The organism is Microbulbifer sp. CNSA002 (assembly GCF_047324085.1).
In the GTDB taxonomy this organism is placed as follows: domain Bacteria; phylum Pseudomonadota; class Gammaproteobacteria; order Pseudomonadales; family Cellvibrionaceae; genus Microbulbifer.
On the sequence record NZ_CP172449.1, the window covers coordinates 4,950,251 to 4,969,063 of the forward strand.

An 18,813-nucleotide genomic window follows, 5' to 3' on the forward strand; every position below is an offset into this window, starting at 1 on the left:
CTAAGACTATAAAGCCTCTGCATCTTGTTCTCTTACTGAAAAACAGAACGCAGAGGCCCCCATTCCTAAAAACGGACTGACCAAAATAATCGAATTACATTGGCAGAGAAACTATAAGCCGGTTCGTCACCGGGACTGATAGATGTAGCTGAACCGTGTACTGTGACATCGAGAAAGTCATCGTAGTCAAATAGAATATGATCCCAGTAAAGATTAATTGTATTCCTGCGATTTAATAGAGACCAGCGCCGTGGCAACTCATAGGACACTCCCAGGCCAAGGGCCAAGGTTGTGAAATTGCTCAACTCCTTATCACGAGCACGAAAGTTGGTAGCGTTGAGATAGGGAAAAAGGTCGCTGTAAAAATCTGCACTACTCTGCTGATAGTAACGGATCTTTCCTTCAAAAACCCACTCGTCTTGTTCTTTCCAAGGATGGGTATAGCGAAACTCTACATTGTCTGCAACGATTCCCCAACTATCCGCATAGTGTCGATACTCCCCTTTAATCGCTGCGCGATAGGGCAATCTATATTTGGCCCTTAGGGCAACCGCATCACTGTTACGAGTTCTGGGGTAAACCTCGGCCTGATAGCTAAATCCTGTTCCAGATGCTTCATCGAGATACCTAACACTGCGATAAGGGTTGTTGAGATACCCTTCATCCGACACAGTTTCGACACTCACCTCTGCAATCAGCTTTTGCGTGAGAATCTGATTCCAACTAAATGCGTAGCGACGGTGTTGCGCTTCCTCGGCAAAATTATCGTCGCCATTGCGGAACACATCATCACTTCCGTAACTAACCCGCAGGTCGATAGTACTTAAATCGCCAAAGAAACCCTGACTGATGCCGAAAGCAACGGTTTGTGCCTCGTAGTCATTCTCAGAACTGTTGGTGTACCCCACGCTGATCGTAGTTTTATCCACCAGGTAGTCAGCGCCCAAAGAGTACTCATCCCGTTGCTCCGAATACTCACTGGCCGTGGCCTCCACATCAATAGAGGCCCCGGAAATCATGTCCACATAGTAATTGGCAGACAGAGAAACATTGTTGCCAACATTCTGGCGAATCAATACTGAAGGCCCATCAATGGTCACTCCACCACCGCTATAGGCGTGATACATATTGTCTGCCCGCTCTTCGGGAAGCACTGCGGCCACGGCAGCGAGCGGTGCCAAAAATGCCAACCCGCCCCAGCGAGATAGAAGCTTAGTTACAACCACATCCACCTCCACTGCCTCCTTCAGCTCCACGCGCAGCTTCGCGAGCTTCATACACGTGATTCATATAGCGAGCAGCTACCGGATCCTGCTCAAACCCCATAATAGGATCCGCAAGAAATTGTCGTTCGTAGGGTGCAATCCACGGGTTAACAGTGCAACCTGTACTCATCAAGAAAGTGCAAACTAGCAATAGTGCACGCATGACACTACTCCCGAATCAATTCCTTAATCATTTTTTTATAGGCAGCTTCATCCCCATCACGATAACCTTTATGGATATAGCGAACGTTGCCATCACGATCAATAAATACGGTGCTGGGCATAGCGGCAACACCATACATTTTGCTCACTTCCCCTTTGCTATCAAAAAGAATCGGAAAATCCACTGGAATTTTCGCTAATAGCGAGTCCGCATCCTTGCGCTGTGCATCCACATTGACTCCCCAAACCTGGAAGCCAGCAGCTTCATAGCGAGCATGTAGCTGATCCAACAGCGGCATTTCCTGACGACAAGGGCCACACCAGGAAGCCCAGAAATTCAGCATAATGACATCGCCGCGCTGCTCTGCAAGCCTCAAATTTCCGCCTTGGTTGGAACTCAAGGTAAAATCCTTAGAGGGCTCTGCGGCGGAAGCCTGTGACATCGATAAAAGCAGCGTCAGGAAAGCAGCCAGGTATTTCATGGAAGAGTCCTTGTTATTTTTTGATGATCAATTAAAAAAAGATGGTAAGTCCCAATTGGGCAGACAGATTATTGGTGACTTGGGCCTCGCCAAATAATTCATGCTCAAAAACATGGTCGCGAACATCCAGGCGCACTGCGAGCCAATCGTTGGCAAGCATTCTCACTCCTGCACCAAAGTTGTAAGTGAAGTGCTCCTCGTCAGCAAACGAGGTATTTCCCACACCTCCCGCAACATAAAAATTGGCATTAAAAGCCCAGTCATCAAATACAAAGTACTCACCCTGAAAAATATTCCAGCCCACAGAGGTATTGTAATAACTGAGTTCACGCTGCTCATCAGTCAACAGCGGTGCTGCACCGCTCAATCTTTCAAAGCTGGATTCTCCCAACTCAGTCTGGGCATAGGTGGCCTCAATAAAAAAATCTTCGCTGATATGGTAGGCCGCTGAAGTACCGTAAAGGGAATTTGAGCCAAAATCCTCGACATTGATAACACCAGCAAACAGACCAATTTCTATATTTTCACTATCTATCAAGGCGTCACGTATCTCTCGCCGCTCCAGTTCAGGTGCGACAATATCCGCAAGTACTTCATCATCCTGCTGAGCACTGCATACCTGGGTCCCCACCAGTGCGGAAAGCGCCGCAGAGCCTACAGATATACGTCGAAACCAAGTTTCCACTCGACTATCTCCTGATTATTTTCCTGCGTAGTAAGCAAGTAGTGATTTGTGTATTCAGCCCTGATGGCAAAACGGCGCGATAAGTAAGTACGCAACCCTACGCCCGCCAACATCGTTGTATCTTGCCGATCTTCGGTGGCAACGATAGTTGCGTTTGGAGAGGTAACATTTATCCCGGCTCCCAAAACAAAATAAGGGGATATTTTCCAACGTGGAAATGGCTGGTGGACCATTGCCACCTGATAGACTTGGCTGTCTGAATAGGAACCTACCGCCTGGGTTGCACGTATTTCAGTAGCCAGATTGGCAGTAAATTGGTAGCCCAGGCTAACTCCCAGGGATTCCGCTCCAGCAAAATCACCGTAATTCAAACCTAGGTAAAAGTAACCGTCGTCAACATCGGAAAAATCTGGCAGAGGAACTCGAACAATTTCTCCATTTTCTCCGTAGATTTCACGTAAGTCGTCAACTTTTACCCAGCCACTTTTATTGCGTGAAGTAAGCACTTTTACCCAGTCGGTGCGGCGTTTAAGCAGCCAAATTTGTTCACCATACTCAGCGACATAGAATATCGGGTAACCGCGCCCCGGGCCTCGGTAAATATTAATAAATGCATTACCGACTGTAACCGGCTCTGCATCCTCAAGGCCTTTATATTTTTTCTCAGTCTCAGTCTCAGTCTCAGTCTCAGTCTCAACCAATTCTTCTTTTGGGGTTTCATCTGAAGAATCAGATTCCATCAAAGTTCGTTCAGAAGAAGCCTGCCCAGAAAAAAGTAGCAGCAATACAAATACCGCGAAACTGCCAATAGAATTTTGGTGTAACTTCAACATGGTTTAATCTGCCGGCGCCGCAAAAGGATCGTTATAGTATTGAGCGCCAATATCAAACCACTCGGCAATCAAGCGCAACTCGGCATCTTCTAAGTACCCTTGGTGTGCGCCACCATTTTCAAAGATAGAAAAAAACGAGCTCTCAAGAGCAGAGCTCGTCAAGGGAGAGGAAATATTGACGGTAACCATTACCGGGATCGGATCACCGTTACTGTCGAGAACTAATTCGCCATCCTCATCAACCTCGTAAACAGGATTTCCATCATCATCAAATTCCTGTACAAGCCGCGGTGTTAGCACCCCACTGGATAACTCCAATTCAGCGCGATCGGCCACCAGCTCGGAATAGGAAACAAACCAAGCATCATTAACAGAGGAAGCCGAGGTTGTAAGATCTAATTGCCCATCGGGTATTTGAGTTGCTCCAGCAGCATCAACAGGAGAGTGACAGCCTGTACAGGTATAATCAGCTATTACTGCTCCTGTACTATCCAATACTTCACGGGGGAAATCCCAGAGCGGCTGAATATGTTGTTCATAGTGAATGACGATTCGACAATTACTTTCCCACTCTGTTAAACAGGTGGATTCCACCGGTGCATCCGTACTCAAATCACCGTATGAAAGCAATAACTCATCATCCTTAGTCCGTACCGCAGGATCAGTCCATAAATCGGTAAAGTGCAGATCTCCTTCAAGTGCAGCCTCACCAATATACCGGGCCAATAATTGAGCCATGGTCTCGCCCATTTCCGCCAGTAGCGCGGGCTCAGTATTGGAAAATGGTGCTGCCGAGGTCGGCGCTCCATCCCAAGCTGAATCCAGCTGCATATCCGTGCGGCCATGAGGAGCTTCGCTATCGCTAGTATGACAACCGTTACAACTGCGCACTTCACCCGCTTGTAGTTGTAACCAATTGTTATGACTATCGAAAATGCGTTTTCCATCCGCATCGACAACGGATATTGCCAGGGGCATATCTGCGGGAACTTTTACCCTTACGGAACCATCGGGCTGGATTGGGGTATAACCCAATATTTCACGCATGCCCTGATTACCATTGCGGCCAAATGCCGCTCCATCAAAGTCCAGAACATCATCATCGGGAATGCCCACGGCCTTGGAAATTTTCAGGAATCGTGCAGGCCGCAAATCTGCTGTGGTTTGGGCGGGGTCCGCCAAGGTTTCGATTCCGGCAATATCTTCACCATCAAAATCATAAACACTGCGAATATCCAGGATTCCGACAGATTCCTCCACCAGATCCGCATCGACATCGACTCCCGGGACAGGATCTGGAATATAGGTGGGTTCAGTGCGAGGCTCCAGAGTAACCCCTTCGGATATCATTTCTCCCTCTTCCACAACCACAATAGGAAGCTGGGTACCGGCGATATAATCGTAAATCCACAGGCCGTAGAGTGGGTCTGCCAATTGAACTTCTTCGTCTTCGGTAAGAGTATCCGGGCAGGTCTCCAGCAGCTCGGTTTCTTCATTGATAACCCGGCATTCACTCCAGGTTACCAACAAACGACTTGTCCCATCGTAGAATGGCCATGCGGAAGCAAAAGTACCATGGGGAGAAATAGTATCGTCGGTAGTGACTTCTCCAACAGTGATAGAAGCCTGCCCGACCATTTCACCACTTTGCTCCGGCTCACTGTAGGCTTCGCTATAAACAATTCCGTCGATAGTCACGAGATCGCCACCATAAGTGAGCCCAGAGGGAGCGCGCAACGTTACCAAAAGGCGGCCATCCGGCATTTCGTGCGGTCGATTGAAGGCGGCCTCAGTCTCTTCTGTACCCGTATTTTGACTGTGATAACCGTAATAAACCGCCAGGTCAGAACCATCTGGGTTTACTGTATATAAGCTTAATTTATCGATACCTGCCGCATTGTCCCAGCGATTAAACAGGACCCGTCCATCACTCAGTACAACTGGATTTAAATCATGGCTCTGATTAAACGATATTTGAGTGATATCGGTTCCGTCCGCTTCCATTACATGGAGTACAAATGCCGGCTCCTCTCGATTTTCAGTCAGGGCCGAGAATTGCGGTTTACCGTCATCCAGTAAAAGAGCTCTGGAGCGCCGCTGGCGGGTAGAAGAAAAAATAATGCGTCCATCGGGTAAAAAAGCGGGAGCGATATCCTGGCCTTCTTCAGCAGTTAAATCTGACTCAATTACCCGATTGAGTTCTTCTGTTTCGGTGTTGTATACCCAAATATTCCAGGTAGGCTGCTCATCGTCATCAGCGTCTTCTATTTCCGGTGCCCGCATAGCAAATATAAGCTGGCTGCCATCTGCTGAAGTATTCAGATCTTTTACATCGTAATCACCGTCAAATATATTTGCAGTAATGACAGTTTCTGCAGCACTGGCGGTTGCACGGTCTTTTAAAATCAGTTGAGCTCCGGCAAAAAATTCCCCGGGCTCATAAATATTATCCTGAAGGAGGCTGCCATCATCGTCACTACTTAATTGACGAAGTACAAAAGCAACAGGATAGTCCTCCACCACAGGATCTTCGGCTTGGTCTTCACCACCACTGGAACTGCCACCGCCACTACAGGCCGTCACCAATAGCAAAAGCGGTAGCGCACGCAAACATTTCATTTTTGTTATCCACCCGGGTTTGGCACGAGCAGCACACGCCTTTTTTGTGCTCTTAGCCTAAGAACTTTTTTATACGGCTTTGACCGCTGAGGCTAATTCTCGCAAGTTGCGCACAAAAAGTTTGCCAACTGGGACGCAAATATTGAAAGTCATTCTGACATTGTTGAAATCTGCTTTTAGACTGCTTTGCCACACCCCAGTGATCTCACCGACAAAAATAGTCCAATGAAAAATAATTCGTCTCGAGCGCGTGTACTCCGGCTCACCACGGTAACCGCACTGCTCGGAGTAGGTTTGTGGAGTAATTCTGCCCTATCAGCATCGCAGGACCAGGCTCTCCAAATTCACAGCCGCATCACCGGAACCATTCCCAGCGAGAGTGTATTGCTGGATATGGCAGAGGATATAGAAAACGGTGATCCCACCGCTGCGGCGTATACGGCAATGGAGAATGACGCCTTCTATAATGTCACTCTAAAAAATCTGGCCACTCCCTGGACTAATGAGGAGCAGGACGTATTTGAACCATTAAATGATTACACTGCGACGGTAATCGGCATGGTTCGGGACGATATGGACTTCCGCCAACTGCTCTCGGCAAATATTCTCTACACCGGTGATATTTCTGGCCTGCCCTCCTACAACACGGGAAATAACGACCACTACGAGACACTGGAAGCCGGGGGTTATTCCCTGCAGGACAATCTGGTGCAGGAAGCTCAATCCTCTCTCAATGGTCTCCCCGCAGATGCCACCGCCGGCGTTCTTACCAGCCGCGCCGCCGCCAAGGCTTTTTTTAGTGCGGGAACCAATCGCGCCATGTTTCGCTTTACCATGCTCAATCACCTGTGTAACGACATGGAGCAGGTGCAGGATACTTCCCGCTCACCGGATCGTATTCGCCAGGATGTAAGCCGCAGCCCTGGGGGCGACAGTCGGGTATTCCAAAATAACTGTATCGGTTGCCACAGCGGCATGGACCCCATGGCACAGGCATTCGCTTACTACGACTATGTATACGATGCAGACAATGATCCCGATGGTGAAGAGGGAGCCCTGGATTACAACGCAGCCGGTGATATAGATCCAGAAACCGGCAGCCGTGTTAAGGCCAAAAACCTAATTAACAGCGGCAATTTCCCCCACGGTTTTATTATTCCCGACGACAGCTGGGTTAACTACTGGCGCGAGGGCATAAATATGCATCTGGGCTGGAGCGACACCTTGTCCGGCAACGGCAACGGTATCAAATCCCTGGGAGAGGAGTTGTCTAACAGCCGAGCTTTTGCCAAATGCCAAGTAACTAAGGTGTTTCGCCAAGTTTGTCTGCGCGAGCCGGAAGATTCTACCGACCGCAACCGTATCGAAACTATTACCGATGATTTCAGCAATACCGGCTACAAACTTAAGCAGGTATACGCAGACACTGCGGTTTACTGCGCGGGAGATTAAAAAATGAAAACCTATAAAAGTCTCCCAGTGATAGAAAATACACTGATAGTTCGCACGCTTCGTATCGCTTCACTGTTTTGTGCTGCCCTGGCAATCAGTGCCTGTAGTGGTGGCAGTGGAGAGGGCACCGAAAGCCAACCGGATACCAGCGACAACGATGGCACCGCTGCCTATTCCGGACCGGATCCTGAAACCGATGATGTCAATCAATATAAACAGTACATCTGGGATAACCTGGCAGCGACAAATCGATGCGGCAGCTGTCATATTGAAAATAACCAGAGCCCACATTTTGTCCGCGGCGATGATATCAATGCTGCCTACGATGCCGGGCGTGAGTTAATTAACTTATCAGTTCCCGATGAATCCCGTTTGGTAACCAAGGTTGGTGGTGGGCACAATTGTTGGCTTTCCAGCGATGATGCCTGTGCGGAAATTATTACCAACTATATCGAGGAATGGGCTCGGGCTAGCGGCGGCCTAAGCAATACAATCACCCTTGTCGCACCTGTCGAGCGTGAGGTGGGTGCCAGTAAAAGTTTCCCCGAATCCAGCGGCAGCTTTAGCACCACAGTTTACCCTCTGTTGCGCAGCTACTGTGCCAACTGTCACAGTGAAGATGCGACAACGGCACAAACCCCCTACTTTGCCAGCTCTGATGTCGACCTGGCCTACGCATCTGCGGTCAGCAAAATTAACCTGGATTCTCCGGCCGACTCCCGTTTCTCTGTGCGCCTGGGCAGTGAATTTCACAACTGCTGGGATGACTGCTCAGATAACGAAGCGGAAATGACCGATGCGATCCAAGCCTTCGCCGACACTATCAGTGTCACCGAGGTAGACCCCGACTGGGTTACCAGTAAGGCACTGCGCCTCACAGACGGTATTGTTGCGAGTAGTGGCGGCCGTATAGAGAGCAATGCAATTGCTCTCTATGAATTTAAAACCGGCGGCGGCACCACTGCCTACGATACCTCCGGAGTTAACCCCGCAATTGATCTCGCCCTATCTGGCGATGTGGAGTGGATCGACTCCTGGGGGCTGCAATTGAAGGGGGGTAAAGCACAGGGGGCTACTGCAACCAGCAGCAAACTTTACGATACCCTTACAGCCACCGGTGAATACTCAATTGAAATCTGGGCGGCACCAGCCAACGTCTCACAGGATGGGCCCGCGCGTATCGTCACCTATTCCGGTGGCGATGATATTCGCAACTTCACTCTCGGCCAGGATCAATACAGTTACACCGTGCAAAACCGCAATGACAACACCGATGCGGACGGTATGCCTGCCCTGGCAACCGATGATGCCGACCAGGTTGTACAAGCCAGTCTCCAGCATGTGGTGGCCACTTACGATCCAATTAACGGACGCAAGCTTTACGTTAACGGTGCAAATACCGGGGAGCCGGACCCAAGTGAATCCGGTTTACTCTCTACCTGGGACGATACCTTTGCTCTCGCAGTAGGCAGCGAAGTCAGTAACGGCAACAGTTGGGAAGGCTCCATTCGCCTTTTGGCAATTCACTCCCGCGCCCTATCGGAAGAGGATATTGCTACCAACTACGAAGTCGGCGTCGGTGAAAAATATCTGCTGTTATTCAAAGTTGAAGAGCACACAGGCATTGCCGAAAGCTATGTCATGTTTACTGTGCAGCAATTTGATAATTATGCCTATCTGTTTAGTGAACCCACCTTTGTCAGCCTCGACGACAGTGTCGATCCATCTGGAATCGCCATTGAGGGAATGCGTATCGGTATTAATGGCCGCGAAGCGGAGGTGGGCCAGGCCTGGTCCAAGTTATCCACTGCAGTCGACAATAGCTATGTAGCAGGTGAAGGCCAGCAGCTTTCCAGGCTCGGGACCATTATCACTCTGGATAAAGGCCCCCTCGATGATGAATTTTTCCTGACCTTCGAAAAAATCGGCAGCGAAACCTATAACCGGGTTGAGGCTACTCCAGCTGAACCTGCGGATGCCGCTGATCTGGAAGCGCAATCGCGCATAGGTCTGCGCCGATTTGAACAAATCCATGCAAGCCTGTCCCAGGCGACCGGAGTCTCCATGTCCCACCCGGATATTTATGAAACCTGGGAAACTGTGAAACGCCAGCTTCCGGTTGAAAGTGACATTGAAGGATTCCTCGCTGCACAGCAAATGGGTATTACCCAGCTGGCAGTGAAGTATTGCAGCACCCTGGTGGACTCCAGTGAGCGCAGCAGCTACTTCAGTGGATTTGACTTCAGCGCTTCCGCAGACACCGCCTTCGACAGCGCCAGCAAACGCGCGCAGATTATTGATCCGCTCATGGAAGGTTTGCTTGGCCACGAGATGAACTGGCATGACGGCAGCGTCTCGCAGCTTGCCAGCGCCCCGGACCTGGCCTCTGTAGAGACAGAACTGGACACGCTTATCGACACCATGACCGCCTGTGGCAGCAGCTGCGATTCAGGTCGCACAGAAACTACTGTGAAAGCCGTATGTGCTGCCGCCATGGGCAGTGCCATGATCCTGATTCACTGATCGCATAAAAAAGACTAGCGGCTTTGTCGGCAAAACTTTCGCCGGTAAAGCCCCTCCACAATAAAGAGCCGGCACACCGAAAACTATATCCGGGAATATTATGAGCAAGAAAAAACACTTTGATCTGGACCAGCCCCTACGGCACCCGGACCACCACCGCCCGGTAACACGCCGCGACTTTCTCGCTCAAGGCTTCCGAGCGGGCATGGGAACAGTGCTGGGCGGCTCTGTCTTCAGCTTGTTTGCCAATCCCCGTAGTGCCCATGCAGCCCTTTCCTCGGACCTGGAAGCGCTACGAAAAACCAATGGCGGTCCCTGCGATGTCAGTGCATTCGGTGCCGGTAAAATTCCTTTTATTTGTTTCGATCTCGCCGGCGGCGCCAATATTGCAGGCTCCAATGTGCTGGTAGGCAAAGAGGGCGGACAAATGGATTTTCTCGGCACAGCCGGCTACAACAAGCAAGGCCTCCCCGGGGATATGGTTCCCTCCCTCGGTGATGAATTTATCAATACTGACTTGGGTCTCGCCTTCCATAGTGACAGCGGCATGTTGCGAGGCATCCTGGAAAAAATCGCTGCTGGCACAGCATCGGCGACCAACGGTGCAGTTATTCCCGCTCGCTCGGAAAATGATACCGGCAACAACCCACACAATCCCATGTACGGTATTAACCAGGCGGGAGCAAACGGTTCCCTGCTGGCCCTGATCGGCTCCAGCTCCAGTGATTCCGGTGGTAACTCCATGGCTCCTTCCGCCATGATCAACCCCGAAGTTCGCCCCACCAAAGTGGATCGCTCTTCCGACGTTACCGGCCTTGTAGATGTAGGAGACTTGGTGGGGCTGCTCAGTCAGGAGGACACTGTCGCAGTGATGGAGTCCATGTACCGTATCTCCGAAGCGAAACTCAGCAACGTAAATACTAAAGTCAGCACCGATGCAGTCATTAAAGACCTGGTGCGTTGCGGCTATATGAAAAGTGCTGACCTGGCTGATCGCTTTGGCAACCCTGCCGATTTAAATCCCGAATCCGATCCTGATATCGTCGGGCCATCCGGTGTTTTTACCAGTTCAGAATTGAGTGGAGACAGAGAGTTCCAAAAGACCGCCTCAGTGATGAAGCTGGTCGTCAATGGATATGCCGGTGCAGGCACTATTACCATGGGTGGCTATGACTACCATACCGGCGACCGCGCCACAGGAGAGATTCGCGATTTGCGCGCAGGGCGCTGTATTGGCGCTTGCCTGGAGTATGCCGCCCGCCGCAACCAGCCCCTGATGATTTACGTTTTTAGTGATGGTTCCGTTTTCTCCAACGGAATGCTGGACGACTCGGTAGAAGGCCGTGGCAAAGGCGTCTGGACTGGCGATGATCAACAGACAGCCGCCTCATTTTTCCTGGTATACAACCCGGCGGGCCGACCACAATTACTCGGTGGCACGGCGGACGAACAGGCGATCCACCAGCAACTCGGCTATATGCGCAGCTCCGGTGATGTAGAAACAACATCCACCCCCGCCGCTAACAACGTCAATTTATTGGTGGAAACTGTAGTACTCAACTATATGGCCCTGCACGGGGAGCAAGGTAATTTCTCAACCTTATTTCCGAATCACGGTCTCGGCGATAGTAACTTACAAGACAGTATGACTGCCTTCGCCCCCATTATTTAACTTGGATAAGTGATGTTCCGCTTTTTTAAATTGCTATTACTGTGTAGTGCCACACTTTGCGCAATTCCTTCGATGGCCGAATGGCACTACGCTGAACGTGCAATTATGGGAACTCAGGTTCGCCTACAACTTTGGCACGAGGACGGCATTGAAGCCGAGCACCTTATTGAAGAGGTCATGACAGAGTTTCATCGACTTGACGATCAGCTCTCGCCCTATAAGGAAAACAGTGAACTATCACTCGTTAACCGCACAGCTGGCCGGGGAAACGTCAATATTTCCAAAGAGCTCACCAACCTGATTGATAAATCCCTTTGGTTTAGTCAGCTCACCGATGGTGCATTCGATATCAGCTACGCCACCCTGGGCAAGCACTATGATTTTCGCCAGCAGAAACAGGCAGACGCCCAGCTGACGGACTCGTTGTTAGAAGCGTTGAATTACCGCCACTTAAAACTGAATAAAAAGGCCAATACACTCCGTTTTGGCCACGAAAACACAAAAATAGATTTAGGGGGAATTGCCAAAGGCTATGCGGTTGATCGGGCAATTGAGATCCTCAAGCAGGCAGACATTTGCTGCGCCAGTGTCAGTGCCGGTGGCGATTCACGCATGCTGGGAGATAAACAGGGGCAACCCTGGTTAGTGGGTATTCGCCACCCCCGTGAAAAAAGTAAAAATGCTGCGGTTATCCCCCTGCGTGATATTGCTATCTCTACCTCAGGTGATTACGAGCGTTATTTTATTGATGAGCAGCAGGATAGAGTGCACCATATTTTTAATCCATCCACAGGAAAACCCTCGGAAACTTCTGCAAAAGACACTGATAAGTTGATTAGTGTCAGCATTATTGGCCCCCGCGGCTTTGATACCGACCCCCTTTCTACCAGTGTGTTTGTTCTGGGAAAAGAGAAAGGCTTGGCACTTATTAATCGATTGCCCCAATTTGAAGCAGTAGTTATAGATAGTAACCGGAAGTTGTTTTTCAGTCGCGGTTTGGAGAATCTTTGAGTAATCCGTTTTATCTTCATAGAAAATTTGCCAACAAGATCACATCAGATCGTTGATCCCCTGACATAATTTGCGCCGACCAAAGAATAATGCCAATTCCTATCAAAAGGTCTGCCATGAGACGCCCCTTTCAGTGCTTTATTTTATTTATCGGCCTTTTAGGCTCTGCGTTTGTGCAGGCTCAGGAAAGCGATTTCTCTGCGGAGAAATTGGAAGAATTAAAGCGCGATGTACTTAAATTAAACAGGGATTTATTGATTCTTGAAGAAGATTTGCTCTATCCCGCACAGAGCCAAATCGCCTTTTATGTGTCTATGGATGTAGGCCACTATTTTACTTTGGATGCAGTAAAGCTACACATCGATAACAAGTTAAGTGCAAGTCATCTGTATACGGAACATCAGCGGGAAGCGTTGATTCGCGGTGGTATTCAACCGCTTTACAAAGGCAACCTAAAATCCGGTGATTACACTATTTCTGCTTTTATAACTGGCCTTGGGCCCGAAGGGCGCGAATACAAGCGGGCAGCCAAATTGGAATTGAATAAAAGTGATGAGCCCGCCGTTATTGAACTGGTTATCTCAGACAACTCTGGAAAACAACAGCCGGAGTTTGAGTTGGTGCAGTGGCCAACGCCCTGATTAGCCATGTACTACCCATCTTTTACCCGCATCCTATCCCTGGCGCTCACCCTTGCCGCAAGTAACCTTTGCGCTCAGGAAGCGGATACTGTGGCCGAAACAAACGGTCCCAGCAATGAGCAGCGAGCCCCACAAAAATACCAAAGGGCTCAAGACCTGGCTTATGGCGCTACGCTTTACGAGTATTTTCAAGGGAATTACTTTGATGCCCTGAGCACACTGCTGGTTGCTCAACAGCGGGATTCAATTCAAATTCACAGGGATAACGCCGCATTGATAGAGGGCGGGATCAGCCTAGGGTTTGGTTTACATAGACGAGCAGCTGAACTTTTTGAACAGCAGAGTAATGTCGAGGCTGCGCCAAAATATCGCCGCACTGCCTGGTTAAAGCTGGCCGAATTAAATTACCTGAACGGTGATTTTGTCAGCGCAGCAGCACACTTGGAAAAGTCAGGAGTTGCCGAGGAGTCCTCTCTACCTCTCAACTTAGCGCTGCGCAATAAAGACCTCACCACGGCTCAAAAATTACTGAAAACCAGCGATTTATACCCTGCGGAAAAGTTATTGGGACATATCAACTTAGGCGCTGCCTTTGCCAGGTCCGGCCAATTGCCTGCAGCAATTCACGAATATCAAGTCGCTGTTGATTTTGCAGAAACAATTGATATTCCTTCATCTGAAATTCCCATACTCATTGATAAAGCCCATATTGGTATGGGGTACGCCCTGGCACTTGCAGAGCAACACAGCGCAGCTAAAGAAGCCTTTTCCAGGGTTCGCCTCAACACACCCTGGGCAACTCGCGCACTCCTGGGAATGGCTTGGTCCTCTATCAATGGTGAGGACTACCAAGCGGGCATAGACGCACTGCAATTTTTACTGGATAAACACCGCTACAGTCCCGCCGCACGGGAAGCGATGGTAGCCCTGCCTTATGGTTACGAAAAACTGGAAAATCGCTCTGTAGCCCTCAGAGCATATCAAAGCGCTGAAGCTTATTACCTGGAAACGCTTACTGAGTTACACCAGTTACAACAAGACCTGGCGACGGAACCGCTGGCCTATGATCCTGTTCAGCGCGAGGCTTGGCGCTATGGCTGGTTACAACTAGCCCAGGCCTCTCCCCTATTGCGCGATAACCAACACTTTCTGCGGCCAATCCTACAAAGTGACCACTTCCAATTGCGGCTCACCGAACTGCGCGATCTGCAGCAGCTCACCCAGGTCCTACAGACCTGGCAAGATAAACTACCCCAATTTGCTGACCTTATCGAAGAGCGTCACCTGCGCCGTACAACGATTATTGATAACTACAATAGCGCCCAGTTTGACCAGCAGTTGCAGATGGCAACACAGCAATATGATCATTTGAGGGCAGCTCTCGAGCATATTGAACAGGAGCGCGACGCACTCACTTTATTGGCGACCACCGCCACTCCAAATGAACAAAGTGAAACCCTCGAATTACTGGAAATTCTCACCGGCGCTCAAGAACGTCTTAAAAAAATCCAGCACAGCGGCAAAGCCAGCCAACAACAAGCAGAAACCCTGGCGAAAGCCCGGGGGATTTTGCTTTGGCAAGCCAGTGAACAGTATCACGAGAAGTTGTGGCAGCAGCAAAAATCCCTACAACTGCTCGAAGATCAGTTACGCAGGGGGCGGGAACAACGCAAGAAAACAGATACCGAAGCACAGCGGGGGCCACAACTGCGCCAACTAGCCTATCGGGTGGTCACCGCCGGTGACGAAATTCCAGCTCAGCAAGCGGCGATTGGTCGAGCCAGCGAATTGATTGAAGCCGACCTACGCCGAGAAGTTATCGCCCAGCTGGGTAGGGAGCAGCAGCAAATTCACAATTATATGGCCCACACACGCCTGGCTATCGCACGTCTGCAAGACGCTGAAATGCAGGCGATCCCCACAACCTCTCAGGCTGACAGTGACACGGATAATACCGGGGCCGCAGACAATGAATAACGCCCCGCATCCGGCAGCTGTGTTTACCCTGCGCTCCCTGGCTATTGGTATTTGCTGTGCCCTGACAGCCTGCGGCAATCAACCGGTACAAACCCTGGCTGACCTGCCCCGCGCCAACCCACCCAGCCCCCAGGAAGAGGCACCGCAAAATCCGCCCGTGCAAACCGTTATCGCGTTGGAAAACCTGGTGCAAAGTTACCGCATGGCACTGGAGAGCCACACCGATCCCAAGGTTCGGCAACAAATCCATTTGCGCCTGGCTGACTTGGAAATGGAACGACTGGAGCAAAAACAGTCCGACAATCCGGATACTATTGTCGACTACTCCAGCGCGGTCGATTATTACCAAAGCCTCTCTGCACAGCGCCCAAAAGATGATTACATTCTCTATCGCTTAGCCCGCGCCCGAGCACTGGACGGGGAAATGCCTGCGGCCTTACAGGCATTGGAAAAGATTGCCGGTAGCGCACCGGACTCACCGTTTATCGGCGAAGTCTTATTCCGCCGTGGCGAGGCGGCATTCAACCGCAAAGACTACCCCAGTGCCGCCCGAGATTTCCGTGCATTGCTCAAGCAGGGGCCGAGTCCATTTACGGATAATGCTCGCTATATGCTGGCTTGGTCAGAATTTAAATCGAGCAATTACCGCGCATCCACAGAAATTTTTCTCCAGTCGCTGGATATTTTGCACAGTGAGGAACAGGGGGAGGAACTCCCTGTTGGGCGGCAACGCCTGCGTGAAGACAGCCTGCGCGGGCTCGCATTAAACTTCAGCTACCTGGGAGGTGCTGAAGCCATTGAGTCTTTTAACCTCAATGGAGAGCCACGTCCCTATCAGCACCAGCTATACAGTGCACTCGGTACCTGGTATCGGGAAAAAGAGTTGTTCCGCAATAGTGCCGATACCTTTTTACAATTCGTCAATCACTACCCACAAACCCAGCAAGCCCCACAGCTTCATCTTCTCGCCGTTGCAACCTTGCAAGCGGGGAGACTACATAAGGAAGTTCTGCCCACGAAGCGGGACTTTGTGCGTCGCTATGGTGTGAACAGTGATTACTGGCAAGCAGCAGGTGAAACTCAACAACAGGAGTTGGCCAAAACCCTGCAACCATGGCTGTATGAATTGGCCCAGTTTGACCACGCCCGCGCTCAGGAATTGGCTCAGCAGGTCACAAAACTACCCGCGAATAAGGTGAAAGAACGTCGCCTTGTCAGCGCACAATCACTGGGTGCCTATCGCAGCGCAGCCGCGTTATATCAGGAATACGCGCAGACTTTTCCACAAGATCCACGCACGCCATCCATGGTTTTCCTGATGGCGGAGTGTCTTGAGCAGGCTGCAGATCACCCCGCCGCCTGGCGCGCTTACAGCCAGGTCGCCTGGGAATACCAAGATCCCAAGTATGCTGCCGAAGCCGGCTACGGAGCCATCCTCAGTGCAGCCAGAGTGCATGAACAAACTCCGGATCAAGAGTCGGAACAGAAAATCCTGTGGCTCGATCGCAATATCGAAGCGAGCCTGAAATTTGCACAGAGCTGGCCCCAAGACCCGAGAGCTCTGCCAGTACAGCTGGCCGCTGCCGATAAGTTGTTACAACAATCGCGCTTTGCCGAAGCCATCGCCGCTGCCGAGCACGCCGATCAATGGCAACCGCCAGCCAATAGGCAACAGCAAATAAGTATTGCAATAATACTGGCCCACAGCCATTTTTCCCTGAAGCAATATCCCCAGGCAGAGGCTGCCTATACCCGCGCGCTCGGCTACCAGCCAGACGATAAGCTGCGCAAAGACGCATTGCGCCAATTGCAGTTATCCATCTATCGCCAGGCAGAAATCATTTTGGCCCAGCGCGAGAGTGAGGATGCCGCTCCCAGTGAGGAAGCCCTCAATCACCTGCTGCGTATCCGCGATAGCGGGCGCACAGAGGTTGCGGCCACCGCCCAATATGATGCGATTAATTTTCTTATTCAATTAGGGCAGTGGCAGCGCGCCAGCACAGAACTCGCTGATTTCCGCCAGTTTTATCCCGCGCACACCTTGACGCCGACACTGGCTGCCAAAGCCATCGTTATCTTTGAAGCTCTGGAAATGCCGGCGGCTGCCGCCACAGAATTACTGCAATTAGCCGCTACAGATCCGGATCGGGAAGTTCGCCGTCAATCCCTGTTTATGGCAGCAGAAAACCTGCAAAAAGCCGGTGAATACAACAGGGCTATTGAAAGCTATCGCAACTACAGCAAATTGTGGCCAGAACCCGCCGAGCAACGTCTGGAAGCGCAATTTCAGCTGGTCGAAATCTACGCTCAGACCAAAAAGCCCACTAAGCGGAATTACTGGCTACAACAACTTGCACAGAACTCGCTGCAGTCACCCCGCGGGCGTTACCTGGCCGCTTATTCTCAAAGTGAACTGGCGGAACAAAGTTATGCGAAATTTGCTGAACTGGCACTGCGCTTGCCGTTAAAGACCAGTCTCGCTAATAAAAAGCGGGCCATGCAAACCACCGTGGCGGATTACCGCAAAGTCCTGGAGTTTGGCATCGCAGAATTCACCCCTCAAGCAAACTATCGCCTCGCGGAAGTGTACCGACAGCTCAGCCGTGACCTGATGGACTCACAGCGCCCTAAAAACCTGAACGAGCTGGAATTGGAACAATACGAAATTCTACTGGAGGAACAGGCCTATCCCTTTGAGGAGAAGTCTATAGAGCTTCACGAGGCCAATATCCAGCGCACGGTTGAGGGTATTTACGACGACTGGGTTAAACGCAGCTTCCATTCACTGGGAGAGCTGTTACCCGCACGCTACAAAAAAGAAGAAAAAACCCTGGAGTGGAGTGATGCACTGCACTGAATTTAGCGCCCATAAATTATCTTCAATCGCACGGTTATTCACTACTGCGCTATTGGTTTTTCTACTCTCCGCATGTAGCGGCCTGCAAAAGACGACATCGCCCGCAGATAGTGACGCCGCGCAACAACTGACAGAGAACCCCTACTTGCGGGATGGTAAAAGAGTACCGCAACAGGCCCGTGCGGCAATGGAACTGGCTCGCCAGAATTTTCAGGCAAATGATTTACCTGCGTCTGAATCGCAACTGCTCCAAATTACTGAAAAGTGGCCGGAGCTCTCTGGAGCCTGGCTTAACCTGGCAATCGTGCAACAGTCCGGCGAGAAATACGAGGAATCCGAGCGCAGCTTTCGCCAGGCTATTGCTGTAAACGATAACAATGTATTTGCCTGGAATCGTCTTGCCGCCCTGATGCGTGACCGGGGGCGGTTCGAAGATGCAGAGCAATACTACAACGCCGCCATAGAGCGTTGGCCACACTATGCCGATGCACACCGCAACCTGGGAATCCTCTACGACCTTTACCTGCAACAGCCCGAGCGTGCCCTTCAGCATTATATGGCAGCGCAAGATTCCGGTACTGAACAGGATAAATTGCTCAGTGCATGGATACTCGAGCTGGAGCGGAGACTTTAA

Annotated in this window: 14 protein-coding genes; 8 read left to right on the forward strand and 6 right to left on the reverse strand. The window is 50.6% G+C overall.

Going from position 1 to position 18,813, the window contains the following annotated elements:
• Positions 1-65 precede the first annotated feature (65 nt).
• From ACG1BZ_RS21850 to ACG1BZ_RS21875, 6 genes are read right to left on the reverse strand one after another with little or no spacing between them, the layout of a single operon-like run.
• The gene (locus ACG1BZ_RS21850; protein ID WP_413663670.1) at positions 66-1,277 is read right to left on the reverse strand and encodes a DUF3570 domain-containing protein; all 1,212 of its coding nucleotides are present in this window, start codon (positions 1,275-1,277) and stop codon (positions 66-68) included.
• A complete protein-coding gene (locus ACG1BZ_RS21855) occupies positions 1,213-1,428 on the reverse strand; it encodes a DUF4266 domain-containing protein (RefSeq protein ID WP_413663671.1) in 216 nt (71 codons plus the stop codon). The genes ACG1BZ_RS21850 and ACG1BZ_RS21855 overlap by 65 nt, the downstream gene beginning before the upstream one ends.
• A gap of 4 nt (positions 1,429-1,432) precedes the next feature.
• A complete protein-coding gene (locus ACG1BZ_RS21860; RefSeq protein WP_413663672.1) occupies positions 1,433-1,909 on the reverse strand; it encodes a TlpA disulfide reductase family protein in 477 nt (158 codons plus the stop codon).
• Positions 1,910-1,940: 31 nt separating this feature from the next.
• Complete coding sequence (locus ACG1BZ_RS21865) at positions 1,941-2,594, reverse strand: outer membrane beta-barrel domain-containing protein (protein ID WP_413663673.1); 654 nt, start codon at positions 2,592-2,594, stop codon at positions 1,941-1,943.
• Entirely contained in the window at positions 2,564-3,427 is an 864-nt protein-coding gene (locus ACG1BZ_RS21870) for an outer membrane beta-barrel protein (protein ID WP_413663674.1), read from the reverse strand. Before ACG1BZ_RS21870 ends, ACG1BZ_RS21865 begins: the two co-directional genes overlap by 31 nt.
• A 3-nt stretch (positions 3,428-3,430) precedes the next feature.
• Positions 3,431-6,046: a hypothetical protein gene (locus ACG1BZ_RS21875; RefSeq protein ID WP_413663675.1), complete on the reverse strand. Its 2,616-nt coding sequence runs from the start codon at positions 6,044-6,046 to the stop codon at positions 3,431-3,433.
• A 225-nt stretch (positions 6,047-6,271) separates the two neighbouring features.
• Here ACG1BZ_RS21875 and ACG1BZ_RS21880 point away from each other — a divergent pair, with 225 nt between their 5' ends.
• The 8 genes from ACG1BZ_RS21880 (at position 6,272) to ACG1BZ_RS21915 (ending at position 18,813) form a co-directional block, all read left to right on the forward strand.
• Positions 6,272-7,498: a hypothetical protein gene (locus ACG1BZ_RS21880; protein ID WP_413663676.1), complete on the forward strand. Its 1,227-nt coding sequence runs from the start codon at positions 6,272-6,274 to the stop codon at positions 7,496-7,498.
• A gap of 3 nt (positions 7,499-7,501) precedes the next feature.
• Positions 7,502-10,021, forward strand: a complete 2,520-nt coding sequence (locus ACG1BZ_RS21885) for a LamG domain-containing protein (protein ID WP_413663677.1) — start codon at positions 7,502-7,504, stop codon at positions 10,019-10,021.
• 100 nt (positions 10,022-10,121) lie between these two features.
• Positions 10,122-11,693: a hypothetical protein gene (locus ACG1BZ_RS21890; RefSeq protein ID WP_413663678.1), complete on the forward strand. Its 1,572-nt coding sequence runs from the start codon at positions 10,122-10,124 to the stop codon at positions 11,691-11,693.
• A gap of 12 nt (positions 11,694-11,705) precedes the next feature.
• Positions 11,706-12,704 carry an FAD:protein FMN transferase gene (locus ACG1BZ_RS21895; RefSeq protein WP_413663679.1) on the forward strand — a complete coding sequence of 333 codons (999 nt, stop codon included), beginning with the start codon at positions 11,706-11,708 and terminating at the stop codon, positions 12,702-12,704.
• Between the two features lie 116 nt (positions 12,705-12,820).
• Entirely contained in the window at positions 12,821-13,345 is a 525-nt protein-coding gene (locus ACG1BZ_RS21900) for an AraC family transcriptional regulator (protein ID WP_413663680.1), read from the forward strand.
• 6 nt (positions 13,346-13,351) lie between these two features.
• The gene (locus ACG1BZ_RS21905) at positions 13,352-15,322 is read left to right on the forward strand and encodes a hypothetical protein (protein WP_413663681.1); all 1,971 of its coding nucleotides are present in this window, start codon (positions 13,352-13,354) and stop codon (positions 15,320-15,322) included.
• On the forward strand, positions 15,315-18,179 hold the full coding sequence (locus ACG1BZ_RS21910; RefSeq protein WP_413663682.1) for a tetratricopeptide repeat protein: 2,865 nt from the start codon (positions 15,315-15,317) through the stop codon (positions 18,177-18,179). Before ACG1BZ_RS21905 ends, ACG1BZ_RS21910 begins: the two co-directional genes overlap by 8 nt.
• Positions 18,166-18,813, forward strand: a complete 648-nt coding sequence (locus tag ACG1BZ_RS21915) for a tetratricopeptide repeat protein (protein WP_413663683.1) — start codon at positions 18,166-18,168, stop codon at positions 18,811-18,813. The genes ACG1BZ_RS21910 and ACG1BZ_RS21915 overlap by 14 nt, the downstream gene beginning before the upstream one ends.

Excerpts from the sequence above, each read along its gene's own strand:
- ACG1BZ_RS21850 (WP_413663670.1), bottom strand. The coding sequence starts at position 1,277 with ATGAAGCTCGCGAAGCTGCGCGTGGAGCTGAAGGAGGCAGTGGAGGTG.
- ACG1BZ_RS21855 (WP_413663671.1), bottom strand. The coding sequence starts at position 1,428 with ATGCGTGCACTATTGCTAGTTTGCACTTTCTTGATGAGTACAGGTTGC.
- ACG1BZ_RS21860 (WP_413663672.1), bottom strand. The coding sequence starts at position 1,909 with ATGAAATACCTGGCTGCTTTCCTGACGCTGCTTTTATCGATGTCACAG.
- ACG1BZ_RS21870 (WP_413663674.1), bottom strand. The coding sequence starts at position 3,427 with ATGTTGAAGTTACACCAAAATTCTATTGGCAGTTTCGCGGTATTTGTA.
- ACG1BZ_RS21875 (WP_413663675.1), bottom strand. The coding sequence starts at position 6,046 with ATGAAATGTTTGCGTGCGCTACCGCTTTTGCTATTGGTGACGGCCTGT.
- ACG1BZ_RS21880 (WP_413663676.1), top strand. The coding sequence starts at position 6,272 with ATGAAAAATAATTCGTCTCGAGCGCGTGTACTCCGGCTCACCACGGTA.
- ACG1BZ_RS21885 (WP_413663677.1), top strand. The coding sequence starts at position 7,502 with ATGAAAACCTATAAAAGTCTCCCAGTGATAGAAAATACACTGATAGTT.
- ACG1BZ_RS21890 (WP_413663678.1), top strand. The coding sequence starts at position 10,122 with ATGAGCAAGAAAAAACACTTTGATCTGGACCAGCCCCTACGGCACCCG.
- ACG1BZ_RS21895 (WP_413663679.1), top strand. The coding sequence starts at position 11,706 with ATGTTCCGCTTTTTTAAATTGCTATTACTGTGTAGTGCCACACTTTGC.
- ACG1BZ_RS21900 (WP_413663680.1), top strand. The coding sequence starts at position 12,821 with ATGAGACGCCCCTTTCAGTGCTTTATTTTATTTATCGGCCTTTTAGGC.
- ACG1BZ_RS21905 (WP_413663681.1), top strand. The coding sequence starts at position 13,352 with ATGTACTACCCATCTTTTACCCGCATCCTATCCCTGGCGCTCACCCTT.
- ACG1BZ_RS21910 (WP_413663682.1), top strand. The coding sequence starts at position 15,315 with ATGAATAACGCCCCGCATCCGGCAGCTGTGTTTACCCTGCGCTCCCTG.
- ACG1BZ_RS21915 (WP_413663683.1), top strand. The coding sequence starts at position 18,166 with ATGCACTGCACTGAATTTAGCGCCCATAAATTATCTTCAATCGCACGG.